We start from the raw sequence: 20581 nt of genomic DNA, 5'->3' as shown, positions 1-20581 counted from the left end.
ATGAAAATCAAAAGTTTAGAGAAACATTTGAGCAGTCACAGTATCCGCCCAACAGCCATGAGGCTGTTGGTGTTGGAGACTTTATTGGCCCAAAAAGTGGCCATAAGCCTTACTGATTTAGAGAACTCTTTTGAGCATTCAGACCGTGTGACATTGTATAGGACCTTGAAGACTTTTCAAGAAAAGAAAATCATTCACAGTATCGATGATGGTACGGGTGTGACGAAATATGCACTTTGTGAGGAAAGCTGCAACTGCGCTATTGAAAAAGACCTGCATGTTTATTTTTACTGTCGGATATGCAACGGTACTTTTTGTTTGCCTCATTTTAAGATCCCAAGCATTGGATTGCCAAAGAAGTTTGTGCAAGAAAAGGCGAATCTAGTGGTCAAAGGAATTTGTGATCAATGTAGTTGATTGATTAAATCGATACAGCTCCTGAATATTTGGATAATCGGTTGGAAGTTTCTGTATTATTTTATCTAAATTGGTTTTACAATTTGTCCTTTACCTAATCAAGCCTAAAAATAATAACCTTATGGACCGTAGCATTTTTAAGAGTGTATTTTCCTGTTTGTTGATTTTTATTCCTTTAGTCTCAATGGCACAAATAGGAGTGGGAGCCAAAAAGCCCAGGAGTGCTCATTGGCTTTTTGATGGAAGCCAAAAAATGCTGGACAAAAATTGGGAATATTGGAAGGGGCCAAGATTGGCAGCAGAGCCTCCCATAAAATGGAAGATAGTAGATGACCCTGTTGATGCTGGATCAGCAGTCAATACAAATGACCCTGCCGCAGCTAACGGCTTATATGGAGCTGCGGATATTGTCACCAAAGAAAAATATAAGGACTTCAGGTTACATATAGAGTTTCTGATCCAGCATCCTGGAGGAAATAGCGGTGTATATTTACAGAATCGATATGAGATTCAGGTTTTGGATGGTGACTCTACTGCTCATGGAATGGCCGCTGTAATCAATGAGAAAGCAGCTCCATATTCAGCTTATAATGGATTAGGAAAATGGAATGCTTATGATATTACTTTTAGGGCGGCGCGCTTTGACAAAGACGGAAAACTTAAGGAAAAGGCCTTGGTAAGCATTTATTTCAATGGTCAAAAGATTCATGACAACGTCCATATCCAACAGGTTTGGGGTGGGCCAAATTCAGGTATTGACGGTGGAAGTGATGGAGGTAAAGGAATCACTGACCAAGCAGGAGGAATTAAGCTACAAGCAGAAGGGCATGATGTGCTTTACAGAAATATTTGGATAGAAAAACTGGACATTGAGGGTTCTCAAATTGATTTTTGATCAAAAGGTATCCACTGGGAAAAAGACTGAAGCCACCACAAAAGCCAGTATGGAAACGATAAACCCAAACATAAATACCGTATAACTTTTTCTCAGAAGTTTGTATTTCTTTCCTAAAACTTGCCCAAGGTAATAGATATCTTTAGTCATGCTTCCGTATAGAAAATCAGCATCTTCCATCATTTTCTTCATGCCATATTGATATTCTTCCAATTTCATTTCATGAAAATTTCCAAAGTAGAGCAAGTTCGACTCTTTTTTATCAATGGCTTCTCTAGTGACTTTTCCTGAGCTAATGTTTGGCCTGGTGGCCAGTATGGCAAAGACCATGGTAATCAAACTTGTGCTGAGCAACATGACTGTCGGAATGATATAATTGGGGAATTCTTCTAGCTTTCTTAAAAGCACCGAAACAATGATGGTTAGAATAATGGAATTAACAGAAATCATGATATTTGCCTTGTTGTCTGCTATTGAACTGAGTTCAAGGTGATTTCTGGATGTAGTTCGGAATAGTGTTTCTATCCCTCGTTCAGGACCTTTATTTTTTTTATTCTTCTTTTTCTTAGGTTTATCAGCTTCCATTTCCTCTATTTTTTGAACCAAATCAGCCATGTTTTTTTGCTTGCCAGCCATTAAGTTTTGTTTGCAATATTCTGTATGGTATTTATGTTTTCCTAGGAAAATCAAATTCGATTTAAGCCATGATAAAATATCAATATCAAACACTTTCATTTGGATAAACTCTTCCCAGAGTTTTAATGAACGGTCATAATAATCTTCGCTCCCAAGGTGAAAAAGATCAGCATCACAAAGAATTTCTTCAATTAGGCCATTTGGATTTTGGGGCATTTTGGTAGACTTAATCGCTGACTTGACTTTTGAGATAAAGTTGATGCTAGCACCTTCTTGAGTCAAAAAGTCCTCTGCAAGTTTGGCACTTCTATTTTCATGGTCTTTAAGTTCAGTTCTTCCCCAGCAACCGGAATCATGAAACCAAGCTGACACCAATAAAGCATCATGATCTTCCTCAGTTAGGGAATAGCTCTCAGCGATTTTAGCTGCAGCTTTTACTACATCTTCCGTATGTTCTAAATTATGATAAATGAAAAGTTCGGTATCATTACTTTGAAAGTGGCCTTTCACATATCCAGAAACTTTCTCTATAATTTGAATTTTGGTTGGTTCCATACTTTTTATGTCCCTTGAAAAAACTAAATTTAACAGTAATATATCACTAAAGCATGCATCACTTTAAATTTATAGTCTTTTTCTTTTTTGTTATAATTTCATCTTGTGGATTGAGAGAAAAACGTTTTGATGGTAAGTATATTTCTCCTCCTGGGTATAATTTAGCTGAGCCGGAAAAACTTATTCTTCCGGAAAGATTGGATGAATTATCAGGAATGACTTTAGCTCCTAATGGTCACTTTTGGCTCATAGAAGATGAGTCTTCAGTAATCTATGAAATTGCTTGGCCGAACAATAAGATAATTCGCATGAGCAAGTTTGCCAAAAATATGGATGTTGAGGATGTTTTATGGACTGGTAACAGGTTGTTTGCATTGAAGAGTAATGGTGATTTATATGAAGTTATAGATGTTTTCGACCAAGATGTAAGTTCAATTAAACACGATTTTCCATATGAAGGAAAGCGCGATCTTGAATCTGTTGGTCATTTTGATGAAGAAAAGCTTATATTATTTTGTAAGGAATGCAAATTAGATGATGATAAGAATGTTTCCAGTGCATTTTGGTTTAACATAAAGGAAGGTAAGTACTCAGAAGCGAAGGATTTCAAATTGACAGAAAAGAAAATGCGTAGGCTTCTACAAGAACAAGACGAGTATAAATTGACAATAAAGCCTTCAGCTACAGCATTGCACCCCATTTCTGGTAAGTTGTATGTCCTTTCATCAGTGGGGAAATGGCTTTTGATAATGGATAAATTTGGGGATATGGAGTCTTTGTACAGGCTTGATCCTAAAATTTTTAAGCAAGCTGAAGGAATCACTTTTGATGATACAGGCAATATGTTTATCTCCAATGAAGCGGACGGAGGCAATGCCAATATTTTAAAATTCTCCTATAAACCTGAAATGAAATGAAGAAGAGCTTATTGATACTTTTATTATTTGGATTAGTTGGAAGCTCATTTTCACAAGAAATCACTCAAAGGCTCTACCTTATCGGAGATGGTGGACAGCTGGATGGCAACTCTCATCCTGTAAGTCTGATGGTGGAAAAGATGCTCAAGAGAGAGCCTAGTGGAATTAAATCAGATGTTATTTTTTTAGGGGATAATATTTATCCTAAGGGTATGCCAGAGTTGGGGGATAAAAGGGAGACCTTAAGTAAGGCTATCTTAGATGCTCAATTTGCATTTTCCAATCAGGTAGAAGGAGAAATCTGGATGATTCCGGGAAATCATGATTGGGAAAAAGGACATGATGGAGGCTGGAATGCTATTCTTAGAGCACAAGCCTATGTGGATTCATTACATTTGAGCAATGTTTTCTGGGTTCCGCAAGATGGCTGTCCTGGACCTTACGTAAGGGAACTGAATGAACATACTGTGTTGATAGCTATTGATAGTCAGTGGTGGCTTCAGCCGGTCAATAGGCCTGGACTTGATTCAGATTGTGAATATAAGTCAGAAGATGAATTGATAGCATCTATTGGGGATGTTTTTGAAGCCAATCAGGATAAATTGGTGTTACTCGCCATGCACCATCCCATGGAGACCTTTGGGGAGCATAACGGAGCTTTTAGCTGGAGGGACCATCTCTTTCCCTTTACTGCCATTAACCCAGATCTATACATTCCATTGCCGGTAATTGGTTCAATTTACCCTATGTATAGAACTTATTTAGGTAATATTCAGGATGTACCTCACCCAAAATATCAGCAATTAATAAAAAGCATGGAAGCTATCATGGAAGGTCACCCCAATGTGGTGGTGCTTTCTGGGCATGAGCATGCTTTGGAGTATACCATTACTCCAGAAGCACGCCATGTGGTGAGCGGTGCAGGATCTAAAAGTACATTGATCAAGAAGAAAAACCCGGCGGAATTTACTTATGAGCAACAAGGCTTGGCTACTCTTGACTTTTATTCAAATGGAGAGGTAAAGTTGGATTTTTACAGCTTAGAAGATGGTTTTGATCCGATTTACTCTGATGTAGTCTATACAAAATCAAGTGGGCAGCAGCAGGAAGTTATCCAGGCCAAGTTGCCATTTAGAGATTCTGTCAAGGCGGCAGTTAGCCAACAGTATTTTGCAGGGCCCGAGGAAGAGAAGTTTTATGGAAAAAACTATCGGAATGAATGGGGACAACCCATTTGGTTCCGGACGTTTGATTTAAAAAAGGAAAGAGGAGGAATGGAGATTGTCAAGCGAGGAGGAGGAATGCAGACGAGGTCTTTAAGGTTGGCTGATTCAACTGGAAGAGAATATGTATTGAGGTCGGTCGATAAATTTCCCGAAGCGGCTATTCCGGCTGTACTTAGAAATACCGTAGCCAAAGATATTGTCCAAGATCAAATTTCAGCTTCCCATCCCTACGGGGCTTTGATTATCCCCAAATTGGCTGATGCAGCAAAAGTATTCCATACTAATCCCGAATTGGTATGGTTACCAGACGATACTGAATTGGGTATTTATCAGAAAAATTTTGGAAATGCAGTCTACCTTTATGAAGAACGTGAAATCACTCCTGAAAAACTGGAAGATGAAGAATACAAGTTTTACAGCACAGATAAAATGCTGAGAAAACGCTTTGGTGATCAGGATTATGAATTGGACCAAAAGAAGATTTTAAGGGCTAGACTTTTGGATTTGTATATTGGGGATTGGGACAGACATGATGATCAATGGAGGTGGATTGGGATTGAGGACAAAAAGGGAAGAGAATTCGTGCCTGTGCCCAGAGACAGAGATCAAGCGTTTTTTGTAAATGAGGGTGTGTTGCCCAAGATATTTAGCCGAAAATGGATCATGCCCAAATTCCAAGGATTTGGATATGAGATGCGGGATGTGAATGGTTTTATGTTCAATGGACGCTATTTTGATCGATCTTTTTTAAACGATCTTGACAAGGAGGATTGGGAGGAGGAAGCTGATAAGTTTCTTGAGCGTATGGATGATGAAGTCATTGAGGTGGCCGTACACAGTTTGCCGGATGAAATTTACGCACACAGAGGTATTGAAATAACGGATAAACTTAAATATCGCAGGAGTTGGATGAAGGAGGAAGCTTTAAAGTACTATGAGTTTATTTCCAAAGCTGTTGATGTGTATGGAACCCAAAAAAGTGAGCTGTTTGAAATCAGACATGAAGATGATGGCAAAGTGGATGTGGAAGTCAGCAAGATTTCCAAAAAAGGGAATGTAAAGCAAAAAATCTATAACAGGAAGTTCGATCCTAATGAAACCAATGAAATCAGAATTTATGGTTTGGGGGGAGAGGATCTTTTTGAAATTACTGGATCAGGCCCTGGTAAAATTAAAGTACGGGTTTTGGGTGGATTTGATACCAATGTAATTCAAGATAAAAGTGATTTGGACCATAAAGCAAATCTAGTTTACCATTGGAATAAGCAGCAGGATACATTACTGTTAGGAGAATCATCTAAGTTGATATCTTCCAAAAAACCTTCTGTCTATGAATATAACCGTAAAGCTTTTAAGTATGACATGTTATTTCCGCTCGTGTCTTTGGAATACAATGTGGACGACGGGATATTTCTTGGGGGTGGGGTACAATGGACTACACAAGGGTTTAGGAAAGAGCCTTTTGCGATGCAGCAAAGTATTAAAGCTAATATAGCCATCAAGACTTTGGCCGTTAATTTATATTATCAGGGCAGGGCAGTGGACGTACTTCAGGATTTGGACGTGGAATGGGATGCTACAATCAAGGCACCCAATTATGTCAATAACTTTTTTGGATATGGAAATGAGCGCGCAGAATTTGACAAGGACAAGTATGGCTACAAATATTATCGTGTACGCTACAACCAAATCAATCTCAACACTTGGTTGAGAAAGGATCTTACTAAAAATGTCCTTTTCAGGGTTGGGCCACTGTTACAGCGGACCAGGATGGATGAAGATGATAATTTTGGCAAGTATATCTATTCACCAGATCAGACAGATGTGGATGTGGAAGATTTGGAAAATGCTAAACTATATGCAGGATTGGATGCCCAGTTGGTAGTTGATGATACAGATCACCCCAAGATGCCTAATCGTGGGGTGAAATTTGTACAACAGTTTAGCCATCTGCAGGGAATCAATGAATACAGTGGCGACTTAACGCAGATGAATACAGCTTTGACACTTTATTGGAGCAGACAAATTCCATCTATTATCACTTGGGCCACCCAATTTGGAGGAGGTGTCAATTGGGGTGATTATGAATTTTTCCAAGCCCAAACACTGGGAGGAATGGACAATTTGAGAGGATATCGAAGAAGTAGGTTTGCTGGAGATGCGATGATTTATAACAATACAGAAGCCCGCATCAGGTTAAGTGATTTTACAACCTATCTCTTTCCAGCCACAGTCGGAGTGACTGTTTTCCATGACATAGGCAGAGTTTGGTACAAAGATGAAAATAGCTCCAAATGGCACAATAGCTTTGGAGCTGGCGTTTGGTTGGCACCTTTGAATTTGATGGTGCTTTCCGGGACAGTGGCCATTAGTAAAGAGGGGGTATTGCCTACCTTTACTTTTGGCTATCAGTTTTAATTGTGTCTTTTTGCTTATTTGGATAATCAGAATATGGAATTTCAGCCAAGTTGATTCTCAATGCTTTCAAACCATTTACACCCTGCAAATCTTCAAGGTCTAGTTGTTCTACTTTATCTCCTAGAAGTCCTTTGTTTTGAAGATAATAGATGTAATCCAAGTATTCTTCTGCTTCTTTAGGTTGGGTATAGATGATGGCAATAGTACCTGGTTGGGTCAATCTTTCCTTGCTGTTTAAAATCAAGGCCTTGTCTATTCGCTTTTTCATGATCTCGTAGCGAATATTATAAGCTCCTTCCACATCAAATTTCCTTTCATCCATCCTAAAACTAATGGACAGTGGTGCACTGTGTACTAGAAGTAACTGGGTGGTTTCAAGCGGAATAGGGAGTTTTGACTTTAGAGATTGGCTTAAAAAAGCACTTTCACATAGCGTGGTGAGTTGCCAAAGTTTGAGGTTTTTGAGATAAATAGGATCGAACATCCGATCTCTTACCAAGGACTGACCAATGTAGATATTATAATCAATACCATCCGTTTTGTATTTCTCGAAATAATGGGGAAACATTTTCTGGGCCTGAACCTGAGCTTGTTCGATATGTTGTCCAATGGCTTGATTGATTATGGAAAGGCTATCTTCAAAAGCCTTTCTATTCTCATAAAGTATTCCCAACTCAGGATCCATGGTGGAGAAGTACTCATTGACTAAGGACTCCAACTCTGGCTGAACTTTTTTCAAGTGTTTGAAAAGAGGCTCAAGCTCATCCAATAGAAATTGGTTGATTTTTGATTCATCTTCAGAAATCAAGATCAACTGGATATCTTGAAGCATTTGCCCAATTTTGAATTTCATTTTTTCTAATACGGGCAAATAGTGACTTTCAAGTGCTTTGGATATAATACCCGCACCTAATTTCAGTTGTTGCTGCAAGTCTTTTTGAATGGACTCCACACGCGTGGCGGATGAATTCCTAATATCCACAGCAGCATAAAGCGGGTAAACATCGTCAAATACAACTGGTTGGAGTTTGGAGTTTTTTCCATTTTCCTGATCCAAAATGTTTTGGACAGCCACATCAAGAAATTTCCACTCTATGGATGGTTGGATAGCAGTATAGTTTTTCCTGATGACTTTCTGCACTTCATACTCAAACTGTTTGCTGTTTTTTTGAAGTGCCATCGCCAAGGGCTGGTTGATGTTTTTCAGTTTGGACAACATCATGTTGTTTAAAATTCCCTTTTCCTCAGAACAGATCTCCAAAACCCCAACAGGGCTATCCCCATACTGCAAGGGTAAAATAATTATTTCCTCAATGCCCAACTGTTTAATGGTTTTGTAGGAACTTTTAGCCTCAGGACATTCGTCAAATTCATTGAGGAAAATTGGTGCGCTGATAGTGGATAGAAAATTTATGGCACTTTCATAATTTTTGTCACAATCCGTCTGGCAAATCTGCCTAATTAAGTAACTGTTGGCCAAGCGTTTTTCCGATATTAGGAATTTGTCCTGAAATTTTTGGAATGCGGCAATTCCCACTTTGATTTTAGCATTTCCCAATAGGCTCTTCACACTTCTTTCAATGGTTTCCAAAAACTTCGGAGATGCAAAATCATAATCATTTAACAAAGCTGTGTTGAGTTCAGCAATGCTTTCAGATTCGGTGAAATCTTTCAGAAAAGCTATTGAAAAGCCATTAAACTTAAACTTCTCAAGAGGTAAAACTTGCTGTAGTTTATTGAAATCATTCAAACATGGAGTAGTCCCTGAACAAGAATTCATGATAGTTTCCTTGGATGGAAGCTCCATCAAGGCCTCAGCATCTACAAAGTCTACATTGATTTCTGAATAATAGTATTTATCGATTCCATTGATATTGATCATTTTATAGATCAATGAGTTGGACTCTTCTATTTCAATACCGTAAAACTTCTTTAGAATAACTTGATAAGCATGGAAAAGCTTTGAGTAGTACATTTCTGTTTGCTTCGCTTCAATAAAGCAGGATGGGCTGTCCTTAAGACTCAAAAACATTTCCTGAAATAGTCGAGAGCTATAAATAATATCAAACTCAAAAGGCTTAGACATCAAAAACAGTTGTCTGGACAGATTGAGTGATACAGGAAATATACATTGGACGATGAAAGCATAAGCTTCTTTATCTTCTTGAAGCGCTTTCACATCAATTTTATCCTGATTTAGGATGGGATACTTTTTGATATCCTCCAAAAACCTTTGAACCTGAGGAGCATATAAATCTCCTTCTTTTACCTTTTGCTCCCACCAATTAATCAATGGCCGAAAGGAAAGATCATTACTTAGACCAAAAGTATATTCTGTATTTTTCCAAAGAGATTTTAAATCCATATTGCTAGGCGTTATTCAGAATATACTGTTTTTTGTGAAAAAAGGTTCAATTTAGGAACCTATCTAAAGTCAAACCAAAGTATGACAGGGTCATTGACATCTCCGCCATGACCGACACTGCTTCCTTTTTGGGATTGTGGTCCGAGGTCTTTGGCATCATGAAACTTGGTTCCAATAGCAGGGATTTTATACAGAAATGATAGATCTCCCGGAGGAAAAGGAACAGTTAAATTTTGATTGGTAAAGGGAGAGTCTTCAGGAGTAAATAACCTGAAGAACAAGCCAGGTGTTTCATTATAAACCTTAAATGAGCCATTGGAGTAGGATAGCTCATAAGCATAAAGGTTAGAGTGATATCCCTTGAACTCAGGGTATGTCAGCTTTCCTTTTTGACTGAAACCAGTAATGGTATTGTTGTATCCCTTTTCCCAAAGGCCAAATTTGGGGCCTCTCATTCTGTTTTGCCAGACTCTGTAAGGGCCATTTCCGATCCATTTAATGCTTTTGACTGCCTCTTCAGGAAAAGAAAAATGGATACCCAAATATTCGACTTCGTTCATTCTGGAAAAAGCTGCTGCAGCTTCAAATTTTACCAAACCGTTACCATAGAATGTCCATTGAATTTCCTTAGGATAACTTTCGTATTTGCCTGTAATTACAATATTACCGCCTGCATCTTTGCTTTGAGTTACATCAATAACTTTGAGTTCTTCAGTTTGAACTGGGCCTGTGAAAGCAATAGAAACACCGCTTTTTTTCAAGCTTTCCAACTGCCCATTTTTTTTGTTGATGCCATACTCTAGTCCAGCCGCTGTTATAAGCCAAAAATCTTCATTATCTGTGACCATGCTTGGATTAGAAGATGAATTTTCAGCTTTGTTCGTAAGTTGATCTTGGATGAAGGCTTTAGGTTGTTGGATAGGCCAGGACCAGTTATTGACCATATTCCCAGTTTCATCTTTTACTTTGACTTCTAACCAATCGGCCATCGAAAGATCGGTTGTCAACGGTAATTGGATTTGTTTAGCTTCTCCTGGTAAAATATCTCCTAGAGTCATGTTACCTGATTGAAGTGGGTGTTCTTGCCACTGCTGGATAGCATGAAGTTGCCATTCAACTTTGAAGCCTTTTAAGCTTGTATAGTGATGATAGTTTTCAATAATTAGTTTACCATCAAAATTTTCAGAAATTAATTTTTTACTTATTTGGATAGGGGACCAAATGTCTTTGATCGTATAGAAACTTCCTTCTTTTTCTCGGTATGGGCCAACGATTCCGTCAGGTGCATGATTACCATCCGCATCTAAACTATCTGCTCGGTCGGTTCGCTCAATAGCCTCATCAGAAAATACCCAAAGAAATCCTCCAGCGGCTCTAGGGTTTTTAAGGTAGTCAGCCCAATAATCCTCCAATCCTGCACCGTGTCCACCATCATAAAGGCCATGAAGCATTTCGGTAGGCATAAACACATCATTTCCATTGGAAAGTCTGTTGATCCCGGCTTTGAATTTTGGGTAATGAAAAGCGTCCATGCCATTCTTATTTAGCCATGGATAAATTACAGGTCGTTTTTGGATGTCATAGACATGAAACCATTTTTCATTGGCAAAGTCCCAACCACCTTCATTACCATGATCCCATATGATCACTGATGGATGGTTCTCATCTCTTAGCACCGTTTCTTTGATTAATTTTGGACCAACTATGGTATCATAGCCATCTTGCCAACCTGTCACCTCGTCCAGAACAAAGAGTCCTAAAGAGTCGCAAAGAGCTAGAAAACGCTCATCAGGAGGGTAATGGCTCATCCTGACAGCATTCATGTTCATCTCTTTCATTAAGCTGATGTCTTCTTTGTGATTAGCTTCGCTTAATGCACGGCCAGTTTTGGGGTGAAATGAATGTCGGTTCACTCCTTTAAGAATTACCTTGGTTCCATTAACGTACAGACCATCATTTTCTCTCAAATCAACTGTTCTGAAACCTATCCGCTCTGTTTGGGTATACAATGCTTTCCCGTTTTGGATCAGGGTGAATTTAGCATTATATAACTTTGGTCGTTCCGGATTCCAAGGAATAATATTTTTAACTCGGTCATTAAAATTGGTTTCTGACTGCTCTAAGGCGTATTGAAAATTGGCTATAGTTTGACCGGTATTCAGATCAGTAATTTCAATTTGTACTTCTCCTTTTTTGATGGGCTTGTTCGTTTCAGTAAGCACATTTAATTCTCCAGAAGCTTTGGCATCAATGGCGATACGCTTAAAGTTGGTGGCAGGCAATACTTCAAGATATACTGGCCTAAAAATCCCTCCAAAAATCCAGAAGTCTGCCTGTCTTTCGGCTCTATTTATGGATTCGTTATCGGAGTGTTTAGCCACTTCTACTTCAAGCAGATTTTCTTTCCCATACTTAAGTAAGTGAGTAATATCATATTTAAATTCATAAAAGGCCCCTTGATGCATTGGGCCGGCACTTTTACCATTGATTTTGACTTTGGTATCAGTCATGGATCCTGCAAATACAATTCGGATACTTTTTCCTTTCCAGTTTTGAGGAACATTAAAGGAGTGCTTGTAAAAGCCCGTTTCTTGGCCCAATTTTCTGTGTTTTTCCCTATGGTCGTGACCATAATTATAATTTCCAAATCCATGCTGCTCCCAGTTTGAAGGGACGGGAATGGTCAGCCATTGACCTGCTTTTCTTCCTTCAGAGACCTTAAACTCCCAATCAACAGGACTAGCAGCATCCATGCCGGATAGGTAAATTCTTTGATAATCAGAAGGGTTTTGAGAATAGGAAAATGAGAAGGATAATAATGTAAATGAGAGGAAAAGTAAGGTTATTTTCATTGGTCAAAGTAAATTTACAATAGGTTTTGATTCTCAAGATAATAGAAAACTGGCAGTTAAAAAAGAAGATTGATTTTAGGGTAATTGGACTAATTGTTGTTAAATTAGAGAGATAAAAGAGGAAGGTTAATTATGAATAAGATAATGTTAAGGTTTGCTACTATACTTTGTTTTGTAGTGTTCTCTGAAGCTTGTGTGAAGGCTCAAATTAAGTTAGAGCCACAAAAAGTCAATGCGCATTTGGCCAAGGTTGGAGAGAGTCCAATTTTAAAAGGACCTTCAGTTTTAAATAATGAAGGTTACTTTGTTTGGGGTGGAAGTGTAGTGAAAGGTGAAGATGGGCGATATCATATGTTTTATTCGAGATGGCCATCAGGTGAGAACAATGATAGGTTTGGTGATGGCTGGCTAATTAATTCAGAAATAGCCTATGCCGTATCAGACTATCCTGACCATGATTTTAAATTTGTAAAAGTTGTTTTGCAAGGACGCCATCATGAAGGTATGCCTGATGCTTGGGATGGTCAGTCTGTTCATAATCCCCATATCCAAAAGTTCGAAGGAAAGTATTATTTATATCATACAGGGTCAAAATATCCAGGAGCTCAAGAACCAGATACACCAGGAGCTTCTTTAAGTAAAAGGAATTTGATCCAGCAAAGCCAACAATTAGGAGTAGTTACGTTTGACAGCATCGAAGATCTTGTGGCTGGAAATATCGTTAGATCGGACAAGCCTTTGCTTAGTCCCAGGACCCGCGTGAAAGATAAGGATGTTCTCAATCCTTCACCAAAAGGAACAGAAGCTTTGCCTGATAACCTTATAGTGGTTAATCCTGCGGTAGTTCAGCGTCCAAGTGATGGCAAATATTTATTGTTTTTTAAAGGAAATTTATATGCTCCCTCTTGGCGAGGTGTGCACGGTGTAGCCATTGGTGATTCTCCAGATGGTCCATTTATTCCTCAAGATAAATTTGTTTTTGATGTAAGGGATGAAGATGGTAAGCTGGCTTCAGCAGAAGACCCGTATGTTTGGTACCATGATGGTTCAAAACGGTTCTATACGGTATTTAAAGATTTTACAGGGAAAATTACAGGAGAGGATCCAGGCTTGGCCATCATGTATTCTGAGGACGGGATGGACTGGAAAAAAATGGACAATGCCATGTTTATGCCTTTAAAAATCCAATTGGAAAATGGGGAGGAAGTCGTTGTGAATAGATTGGAAAGACCACAATTTTTAATAGGTGAGGATGGACTTCCTAAAGTTCTTTATGCTGCATGTTCCATTGATCCATTGAATGATAAAAAAGATGGTAGTTCATTTAATATTCAAATACCATTAATAAGTAGTTACTAAGCTATATTGGTTATTTTAATTTAGAGAATTTTCAAGGGTAAGTGTAAAAGCTTGTCCTTTTTTTTTTCGATTTTGTCAAAAGTTTGAGTGTATTGTTCCAGTGGAACAAGTGTGTTTTTTAAAATTAGAACTTACAGGAAGGGCTTTTAAAAAATTAATTGGTCATTACTTTTTATTTAAATAGGTATAGTTTTTATGCAACTAACTTTTATTTTTGTTTTCTAAACAGTTGACTTTTAGTATAAAATTGTTTTAGTCTTATACTTATTCACTCACCTAGCACGACAATGACAAGCATCTTTTCACCTATTTTATATGTGATGTTTACTTTGTTGCTTTTACAGCAAAGGGATGCTTTTTCACAAGGTAAGATTGACCAGTTTGATTCATTGATAGAGTTATCCAATCTTTATAAATATAATGAATTGGATTCATCATTACAGTTTGCAAAACAAGCTAAGCGACTTGCAGAGTTTTCTCATGATAAACTTTTGATTGGCAAAGCAGCTAATCAATTAGGAGCCATATATTATTCTTCTGGGAGGTATGACTTGAGTTTAAATGCATATAAAAAAGCTTTTGTGATTTTCAGTCAAGAAGTAGAGAATAAGGAGGAATTAGCAGCAGCTTGGAATGGAAGAGGGTTAGTACTTTTAGGCCAACATGAATATCAGATGGCGATAAAAATGTGGGAAAAAAGTAAAAGTATTAATTCAGAGATTGGAGATTCTGTTTCGCTTGCCCGTAATTATTATAATATTGGCGTCGCACAAAAAGGTTTAGGGGAAATAGAGGAAGCTTTGGAAAGCCTTTTCATGGCTAGAAAACTATTGGAAAAGAAACCGGATCCAACTTTGAGTAAAATGGTTCCCAATAGAATTGCAGATTTATATTTTGCAAAAGGATTGCTAGACTCATCAGAGTGGTATTATAATGATGTCTTAGCTGACTCAGCCCACCTCAATAACTGGGAGAAGTCGTTTACCTATACTGGATTAGCCAAAATTTCATTTGAAAGGAAGCGATTCCACTCCGCCGCGAAACTTGCTGAAAAGGGTTTTTCATATGCCAATAAAAATCATGCATTTTGGGATCTGGAAAGATCATCAAGCCTATTAATGTCTGTTTATGATTCTTTGAATGATTATAAAAAGGCCTTACAATACGCATTGATTAATAAGGCAAACAATGATAGTCTGTATAACTTAGAAAAAACCAGAAAAATTAACCAGTCTAATCTAAAATTGGCTGAGGTCAAAAATCAACAGTTAGCCCATGAAAAGGCCTTGATTCTTGAAAAGTCTCGCGCCAATAAGGTATGGAATATCTTGTTATTAGTACTAGTGGTCTTTCTGATTGTATTATTGTGGATGTTTGTCCGTCACCTAATGCTTAAAAATAGGTTTTTAAAGAAGTTGGAGGTCAATCATGCTAAAATTAAGCAGCAGAAAATTCAACTGGCTGATCAAAATAAGCTACTAAATAATATCAATAATTCTAAAAATGAATTGTTTTCCATTCTTTCCCATGATTTAAAATCTCCAATAAATGCCATTAAACAAATATTGGAAATGGAACAGACAGGTTATTTTGAGGAAAACGATAAAGATGAGGTAATTGATCTATTAAGATTACAAGTGACCAAAACGGATGCTATGCTAGATAGCTTACTGAAGTGGGCAAAGAGCCAATTGGATGGAGCAGAGGCCCAAATAGAAAGTATCAACCTTCCCCAATTTGTAGAAAGTAAACTTACAAATTTTGACACTCAATTATTGTTGAAGGAAATATCACTTTATCACGAGAAAACTTCTATGCCATCTGCCTTAGTGGATAGAAATCACTTGGGAATAATATTCCAAAATCTTTTAAATAATGCCATCAAATTTACTCCTAGGGGTGGAACAATTGAGATTCGATATAGTGAAAACGACCAGTATGTAAAATTAAGGATTATTGATTCGGGGGTAGGTATTGATGATGTTGACTTGAACGCGCTACAAAGTGGCAATACGGCTATTATATCTAAAAAAGGTACTGACCAGGAAACCGGCTCAGGGTTAGGTCTTCTTTTAGTAAAGCAATTGGTGGCTTACAATAAAGGCCTATTGGATATAAAAAGCCACCCAGGTGAAGGAACAGAGGTTAGTTTGTCATTTTTGAAATAAAGAGATGACTTTTATCAGTTTGAGGCCTGACCAATAAAAGCTTTTTAAGTTGGCCTTCCTATTAGCTTTGTTGACTAAGAAACAGTCAACATCATGAGTATAATAGATATTAACCACTCTAAATCAACGCCACATATCCATAGTTTTCACCTTCCTGTTATGGGTTTAGGTTATACCATAGACAGCCCAGTTAAGGTGGCTAGATTTGGCATAGACAGTTGCGTTTCCATTATGGAAGATGGATTAATAGAGTCAATGAGGAAGCTCCTCTGCAGGAAATTTATGGAGCCTTATTTGACAATAGATGCTAAATCTGAAGATGCCCGGGCCAAGCGAATAACTGCTTACCTTAATTTGCTTCACAAAATAGTAAACGATCAAATCACTCAAATCAAAGCTGAATCTTTTGAAGATCCATATTCTGAAATAAATAAGTACTTTGAAATGTTACCTAAAAACCAACCACTTGGGAGGCTATATGAGGTCATGAAAAGTGCCAAATGTCAAGCTAGGTTCGAATTGCAAAAGGTACTTAGGGATGGTGTAAGGCCTGGGAAAATTGATGTTAATATCATGACCAAAGTCGATAAACTGAATTATGACGAAAATGGCCAAGCCCTTCCCAGGGAGTTTTCTGACGCTTTATCTGCATTAAGAGGTTATGCGATGTCTGACCTCTGTTCTTCAGTTGTGTTTTCAGCAGGTATGAATCCTGCTCTTTTTACATATCTGGAACAATTCGTTGATTTCTTTCCAGATCAAAAAGGGAAAATAAAAAAGGGTATTATCCTAAAAGTGAGTGATTTTAGATCCGCACTGATCCAAGGAAAATTTTTGGCTAAAAAAGGACTATGGATCAGGGAATTCAGAATAGAGTCTGGACTTAATTGTGGTGGTCACGCATTTGCTACCGAGGGACATCTACTGGGATCAATTTTGGAAGAATTTAAAAGTAAAAGAACCGAACTAGAGGCTGAACTTCTAGAAATATGTCAACAATCCTTATCCAATAAAAATAAGTATTTACTGGATAACAACAGTAAAATAAGAATAACAGCGCAAGGTGGAATTGGAAACTTTGAAGAAGATCAGCTATTGCTCAATCATTATGGACTAGATGGTACGGGATGGGGGAGTCCTTTTCTATTGGTTCCAGAAGCAACCAGTGTAGACAAGGATACTTTAAATAGGATTTTGAAGGCTAAAGAGTCTGATTTCTTTCTAAGTCATGCATCTCCTTTGGGAGTACCATTCAACAACCTAAGAATTAGTTCTGGAGAAGACCAAAGAAAGGAAAGGATTAAGAAAAACAGACCAGGAAGCCCATGTTACAAAAAAACACTTTCATTTGATACTGAATTTACTAAAATACCCATTTGTACTTCTTCACGACAATATCAACACTTAAAGTTAAATCAGTTAAAAAAAACTGGTAGTGATAATTTTGAGCATGAAGCTTCTAGCATAGTAGAAAAAGACTGTTTATGCGAAGGATTAAGTGCTCCGGCTCTATTGGCAAATGGTGTAAAGCCAGATAGAAATTTAGAAGCAGTTACTATTTGCCCTGGACCAAATTTAGCTTATTTCAAAGGAATCTATAGTTTAAAAGAAATGGTTAGTCATATTTATGGAAAAGGTGCAGTACATTTAGCCGAACACCGGCCACATTTTCTGATCAAGGAGTTAAGATTGTACCTAGATCATTTTAAGAAAGAAGTGCAGCAATTTGAATTGGCTCCTCACCAAAAATGGCAAAGAAGTCTGAAGAGCTTTAAAACCAACTTGGAAGCTGGAATTATATATTACAAGGAATTATTTAACGGGATTATAAAGTATCCAAAAAATGTGGTTGAATCAGTTCAAGAAGAACTTGATCATAATCTTAAATTTCTTCTAAAAACAAATTTATAAAAGTATTAAAAAAGTGGCCAGTGAAAAGATTCACTGGCCACTTACAATTATTTAAACTTATGCTTTCTTATCTTCAGGTTCGCTAAACAGAAAAGCTTTAATATTCTCTACTGACTCACCTGTTTTTTTCTGGATCTTTCCTATCAGTTGGTCTTCTTGACCTTCTGCATAAGTTAAGTCATCATCCGTCAATTCTCCATATTTGGATTTGAGTTTACCTTTAAGCTCATTCCAATTTCCTTTTAATTTTAAGTTGTTAGCCATTTTTAAGTTGGTTTTATTAAAATATACTTATTTACGGAATATTTAAAACAAAACACATACCAAAAACAGTCTGTTGAAAATTAATCAGAGCGAAGTGATTGAATTAATTCTGACTTATTCATTTTACTTCTACCTTCGATACCCACTTTTTTGGCTTTGTCATACAAGTCATCCTTTGTCCATTCTTCGTAAGGCTCCGCTTTTCCACCCTTTTGCCCGGAATCTTGGGTATTGGCTATTCTAGCTGCTTTTGATTTGCTCATCCCTTTGTCCCGCAAAGCTTCATATTGTTCATCGTTCTTAATGTGTGGTCCGTGATTCTTGGTCATGACTTTATGGATTTGTTGTTTATTTAAAAAGTGCAAATAGCATTCCAAAGTCAATGAGTCCAGATCAAGGGGACAGGACAGGTGCAGATAAGCATTAGGCTTGTGCAGAGAAGAATGCTCATTCATAAATAACACAGACCAAGGTCATTTTTAGTCTTATCATCAATGATTTAATTCTTTAGCCTTAAAACTTTTCAATAAGTGAGTGAATTTGCATATTTGCATACTTAATGCACCTGTTTGTAAAGGTGTTTTGTTCAATACAATTTTCTAAAGTTTAGATGTCTAACGAATTAATTAACATTACACTGCCCGATGGGTCAGTGAGACAGTACGAAAAAGGAACTACCAGCTTACAAATTGCGCTTAGTATCAGTGAGGGATTAGCTCGGAACGTTCTTGCAGCCAAAGTAAATGGTGAAGTTTGGGATGCAACAAGGCCCATTTTGAAAGATTCAGAAGTCCAGTTATTGACCTGGAATGACAAAGATGGAAAGTCAACTTTTTGGCATTCTTCAGCCCACCTTTTAGCGGAAGCACTTGAGGCACTTTATCCAGGAGTAAAATTTGGGATTGGTCCTTCCATTGAAACGGGCTTTTACTATGACGTGGATTTTGGTGATAAGCAAGTTGACGGAACGGAATTGGAGGCCATTGAGAAAAAAATGGTGGAGCTTGCCCGTCAAAAGAATGAATACATCCGAAAGGATATTTCCAAAAGCGATGCAATTGCCTATTTCAAAGATAAAGGCGATGAATATAAATTAGACCTTATTGATGGTCTTGAAGATGGTAAAATTACGTTTTACGAACAAGGTAATTTTGTAGACCTTTGCCGAGGACCTCACGTTCCCAATACAGGCTTCATCAAAGCAGTTAAATTGCTAAATGTAGCTGGTGCTTACTGGAGAGGGGATGAGAACAACAAAATGCTTACCAGGATTTATGGTGTTTCCTTCCCTAAAGCAAAAGAGCTTTCTGAGTATTTGCAAATGCTTGAGGAAGCCAAAAAGCGTGACCATAGAAAACTGGGAAGAGAACTGGAATTATTCACTTTTTCAGAAAAGGTAGGTATGGGTTTACCGCTTTGGTTGCCTAAAGGAACCTTGCTAAGAGAGCGATTGGTAAGCTTTTTGAAAAAGGCTCAGGATAAGTCGGGATACCAGCAAGTGGTAACGCCTCACATTGGCCATAAGGCACTTTATGAAACTTCAGGTCACTATGAGAAGTATGGTAAGGATTCTTTCCAACCGATAGCTACACCTCATGAAGGAGAGGAGTTCCTGTTAAAACCAATGAACTGTCCTCACCACTGTGAGATTTATAAACATAAGCCAAGATCTTACAAGGATTTGCCGATAAGATATGCTGAATTTGGCACAGTGTATCGATATGAGCAAAGTGGAGAATTGCATGGTTTGACCAGAGTGAGAGGTTTTACTCAAGATGATGCACACATCTTCTGCCGTCCAGATCAGGTGAAAGAAGAATTTATCAAAGTTATTGATTTGGTATTGTATGTATTCAAAGCCTTAGGTTTTGATGATTACACAGCCCAAATCTCTTTGAGAGACTCAGAGAACAAGGAAAAGTACATTGGCGGGGATGATGCTTGGAACAAAGCGGAGTCAGCTATTGTAGAAGCCGCTCAGGAAAAAGGCTTGGAGACAGTAACAGAACTTGGAGAAGCCGCTTTCTATGGTCCTAAGTTGGACTTTATGGTGAAGGATGCCTTGGGCAGAAGCTGGCAACTGGGAACCATCCAAGTAGATTATCAGTTACCGGATAGATTCCAATTGGAATATGTGGGTTCTGACAACCAGAAGCACCGCCCAGTGATGATTCACAGAGCACCGTTTGGTTCATTGGAAAGGTTTGTTGCTGTACTTATTGAGCACTGTGCGGGGAATTTTCCTTTGTGGTTATCACCTGAGCAAATTAATATTTTGCCTATTTCAGAAAAATTTATTGAATACGCTAATACTGTTCATCAACTATTGGAAGAGAACGATATCGTTGGTTCAATAGATAACAGAGATGAGAAAATAGGGCGTAAAATCAGGGACTCTGAAGTAAAGAAAGTGCCCTTTATGCTGATTGTAGGGGAAAAAGAACAGGCCGAAGGCAAAGTCTCTGTGCGTAAGCATGGGGAAGGTGACTTGGGAAGTTTTACACCTGAAGCCTTCGTGGAGTACTTCAAAAATATTATTTTGGAATCACTTAGTAAATAAAAATAAAAGCTAAAAAAGATTCGGTATTTTAATAATTA

The 20581-nt window shown here is 37.8% G+C and carries 13 protein-coding genes; 8 read left to right on the top strand and 5 right to left on the bottom strand.

Annotated features, from left to right (window positions below):
* Both JL001_RS18035 and JL001_RS18030 read left to right on the top strand, forming a co-directional pair.
* Positions 1-417, top strand: a complete 417-nt coding sequence (locus JL001_RS18035) for a Fur family transcriptional regulator (protein ID WP_200978736.1) — start codon at positions 1-3, stop codon at positions 415-417.
* A 121-nt stretch (positions 418-538) separates the two neighbouring features.
* Positions 539-1312: a DUF1080 domain-containing protein gene (locus tag JL001_RS18030; RefSeq protein WP_236252880.1), complete on the top strand. Its 774-nt coding sequence runs from the start codon at positions 539-541 to the stop codon at positions 1310-1312.
* On the opposite strand, the gene JL001_RS18025 is transcribed toward JL001_RS18030, so the two are convergent.
* The gene (locus JL001_RS18025) at positions 1313-2503 is read right to left on the bottom strand and encodes a Pycsar system effector family protein (protein ID WP_200978734.1); all 1191 of its coding nucleotides are present in this window, start codon (positions 2501-2503) and stop codon (positions 1313-1315) included.
* Between the two features lie 53 nt (positions 2504-2556).
* Between JL001_RS18025 and JL001_RS18020 the strand changes: the two genes are divergently transcribed.
* Positions 2557-3420, top strand: a complete 864-nt coding sequence (locus JL001_RS18020; protein WP_200978732.1) for an SdiA-regulated domain-containing protein — start codon at positions 2557-2559, stop codon at positions 3418-3420.
* Entirely contained in the window at positions 3417-7064 is a 3648-nt protein-coding gene (locus JL001_RS18015) for a BamA/TamA family outer membrane protein (protein WP_200978712.1), read from the top strand. The genes JL001_RS18020 and JL001_RS18015 overlap by 4 nt, the downstream gene beginning before the upstream one ends.
* Here the strand turns inward: JL001_RS18015 and JL001_RS18010 are convergent.
* Positions 7042-9429, bottom strand: coding sequence for a GAF domain-containing protein (locus JL001_RS18010; RefSeq protein WP_200978710.1), 2388 nt, complete (start codon positions 9427-9429; stop codon positions 7042-7044). The two genes, JL001_RS18015 and JL001_RS18010, sit on opposite strands and share 23 nt — an antisense overlap.
* Positions 9430-9488: 59 nt before the next feature.
* Positions 9489-12281, bottom strand: a complete 2793-nt coding sequence (locus JL001_RS18005) for a glycoside hydrolase family 2 TIM barrel-domain containing protein (RefSeq protein ID WP_200978708.1) — start codon at positions 12279-12281, stop codon at positions 9489-9491.
* Between the two features lie 132 nt (positions 12282-12413).
* Here JL001_RS18005 and JL001_RS18000 point away from each other — a divergent pair, with 132 nt between their 5' ends.
* From JL001_RS18000 to JL001_RS17990, 3 genes are all read left to right on the top strand, one after another.
* Positions 12414-13640, top strand: a complete 1227-nt coding sequence (locus JL001_RS18000; protein WP_200978706.1) for a glycoside hydrolase family protein — start codon at positions 12414-12416, stop codon at positions 13638-13640.
* 287 nt (positions 13641-13927) lie between these two features.
* A complete protein-coding gene (locus JL001_RS17995; RefSeq protein ID WP_200978704.1) occupies positions 13928-15808 on the top strand; it encodes a tetratricopeptide repeat-containing sensor histidine kinase in 1881 nt (626 codons plus the stop codon).
* Between the two features lie 93 nt (positions 15809-15901).
* Positions 15902-17719 (top strand): hypothetical protein, encoded by a 1818-nt coding sequence (locus JL001_RS17990; RefSeq protein WP_200978702.1) that lies wholly within the window; start codon positions 15902-15904, stop codon positions 17717-17719.
* A gap of 57 nt (positions 17720-17776) precedes the next feature.
* On the opposite strand, the gene JL001_RS17985 is transcribed toward JL001_RS17990, so the two are convergent.
* Both JL001_RS17985 and JL001_RS17980 read right to left on the bottom strand, forming a co-directional pair.
* Positions 17777-17983, bottom strand: coding sequence for a CsbD family protein (locus JL001_RS17985; RefSeq protein ID WP_200978701.1), 207 nt, complete (start codon positions 17981-17983; stop codon positions 17777-17779).
* Between the two features lie 80 nt (positions 17984-18063).
* The gene (locus JL001_RS17980; RefSeq protein WP_200978699.1) at positions 18064-18312 is read right to left on the bottom strand and encodes a Rho termination factor N-terminal domain-containing protein; all 249 of its coding nucleotides are present in this window, start codon (positions 18310-18312) and stop codon (positions 18064-18066) included.
* Between the two features lie 281 nt (positions 18313-18593).
* Here JL001_RS17980 and thrS point away from each other — a divergent pair, with 281 nt between their 5' ends.
* Positions 18594-20543, top strand: coding sequence for a threonine--tRNA ligase (thrS, locus tag JL001_RS17975; protein WP_200978697.1), 1950 nt, complete (start codon positions 18594-18596; stop codon positions 20541-20543).
* Positions 20544-20581 lie beyond the last annotated feature (38 nt).

It is taken from the genome of Echinicola sp. 20G (assembly GCF_015533855.1).
Taxonomy (GTDB): domain Bacteria; phylum Bacteroidota; class Bacteroidia; order Cytophagales; family Cyclobacteriaceae; genus Echinicola.
This window is presented reverse-complemented; position numbering and strand designations above follow the sequence as displayed.

Bases quoted from the DNA above. Each gene is read 5' to 3' on its own strand.
- JL001_RS18025 (WP_200978734.1), bottom strand. From the start codon at position 2,503: ATGGAACCAACCAAAATTCAAATTATAGAGAAAGTTTCTGGATATGTG.
- JL001_RS18020 (WP_200978732.1), top strand. From the start codon at position 2,557: ATGCATCACTTTAAATTTATAGTCTTTTTCTTTTTTGTTATAATTTCA.
- JL001_RS17990 (WP_200978702.1), top strand. From the start codon at position 15,902: ATGAGTATAATAGATATTAACCACTCTAAATCAACGCCACATATCCAT.
- JL001_RS18015 (WP_200978712.1), top strand. From the start codon at position 3,417: ATGAAGAAGAGCTTATTGATACTTTTATTATTTGGATTAGTTGGAAGC.
- JL001_RS17995 (WP_200978704.1), top strand. From the start codon at position 13,928: ATGACAAGCATCTTTTCACCTATTTTATATGTGATGTTTACTTTGTTG.
- JL001_RS17980 (WP_200978699.1), bottom strand. From the start codon at position 18,312: ATGACCAAGAATCACGGACCACACATTAAGAACGATGAACAATATGAA.
- JL001_RS18035 (WP_200978736.1), top strand. From the start codon at position 1: ATGAAAATCAAAAGTTTAGAGAAACATTTGAGCAGTCACAGTATCCGC.
- JL001_RS18030 (WP_236252880.1), top strand. From the start codon at position 539: ATGGACCGTAGCATTTTTAAGAGTGTATTTTCCTGTTTGTTGATTTTT.
- JL001_RS18005 (WP_200978708.1), bottom strand. From the start codon at position 12,281: ATGAAAATAACCTTACTTTTCCTCTCATTTACATTATTATCCTTCTCA.
- JL001_RS17985 (WP_200978701.1), bottom strand. From the start codon at position 17,983: ATGGCTAACAACTTAAAATTAAAAGGAAATTGGAATGAGCTTAAAGGT.
- JL001_RS18000 (WP_200978706.1), top strand. From the start codon at position 12,414: ATGAATAAGATAATGTTAAGGTTTGCTACTATACTTTGTTTTGTAGTG.
- thrS (WP_200978697.1), top strand. From the start codon at position 18,594: ATGTCTAACGAATTAATTAACATTACACTGCCCGATGGGTCAGTGAGA.
- JL001_RS18010 (WP_200978710.1), bottom strand. From the start codon at position 9,429: ATGGATTTAAAATCTCTTTGGAAAAATACAGAATATACTTTTGGTCTA.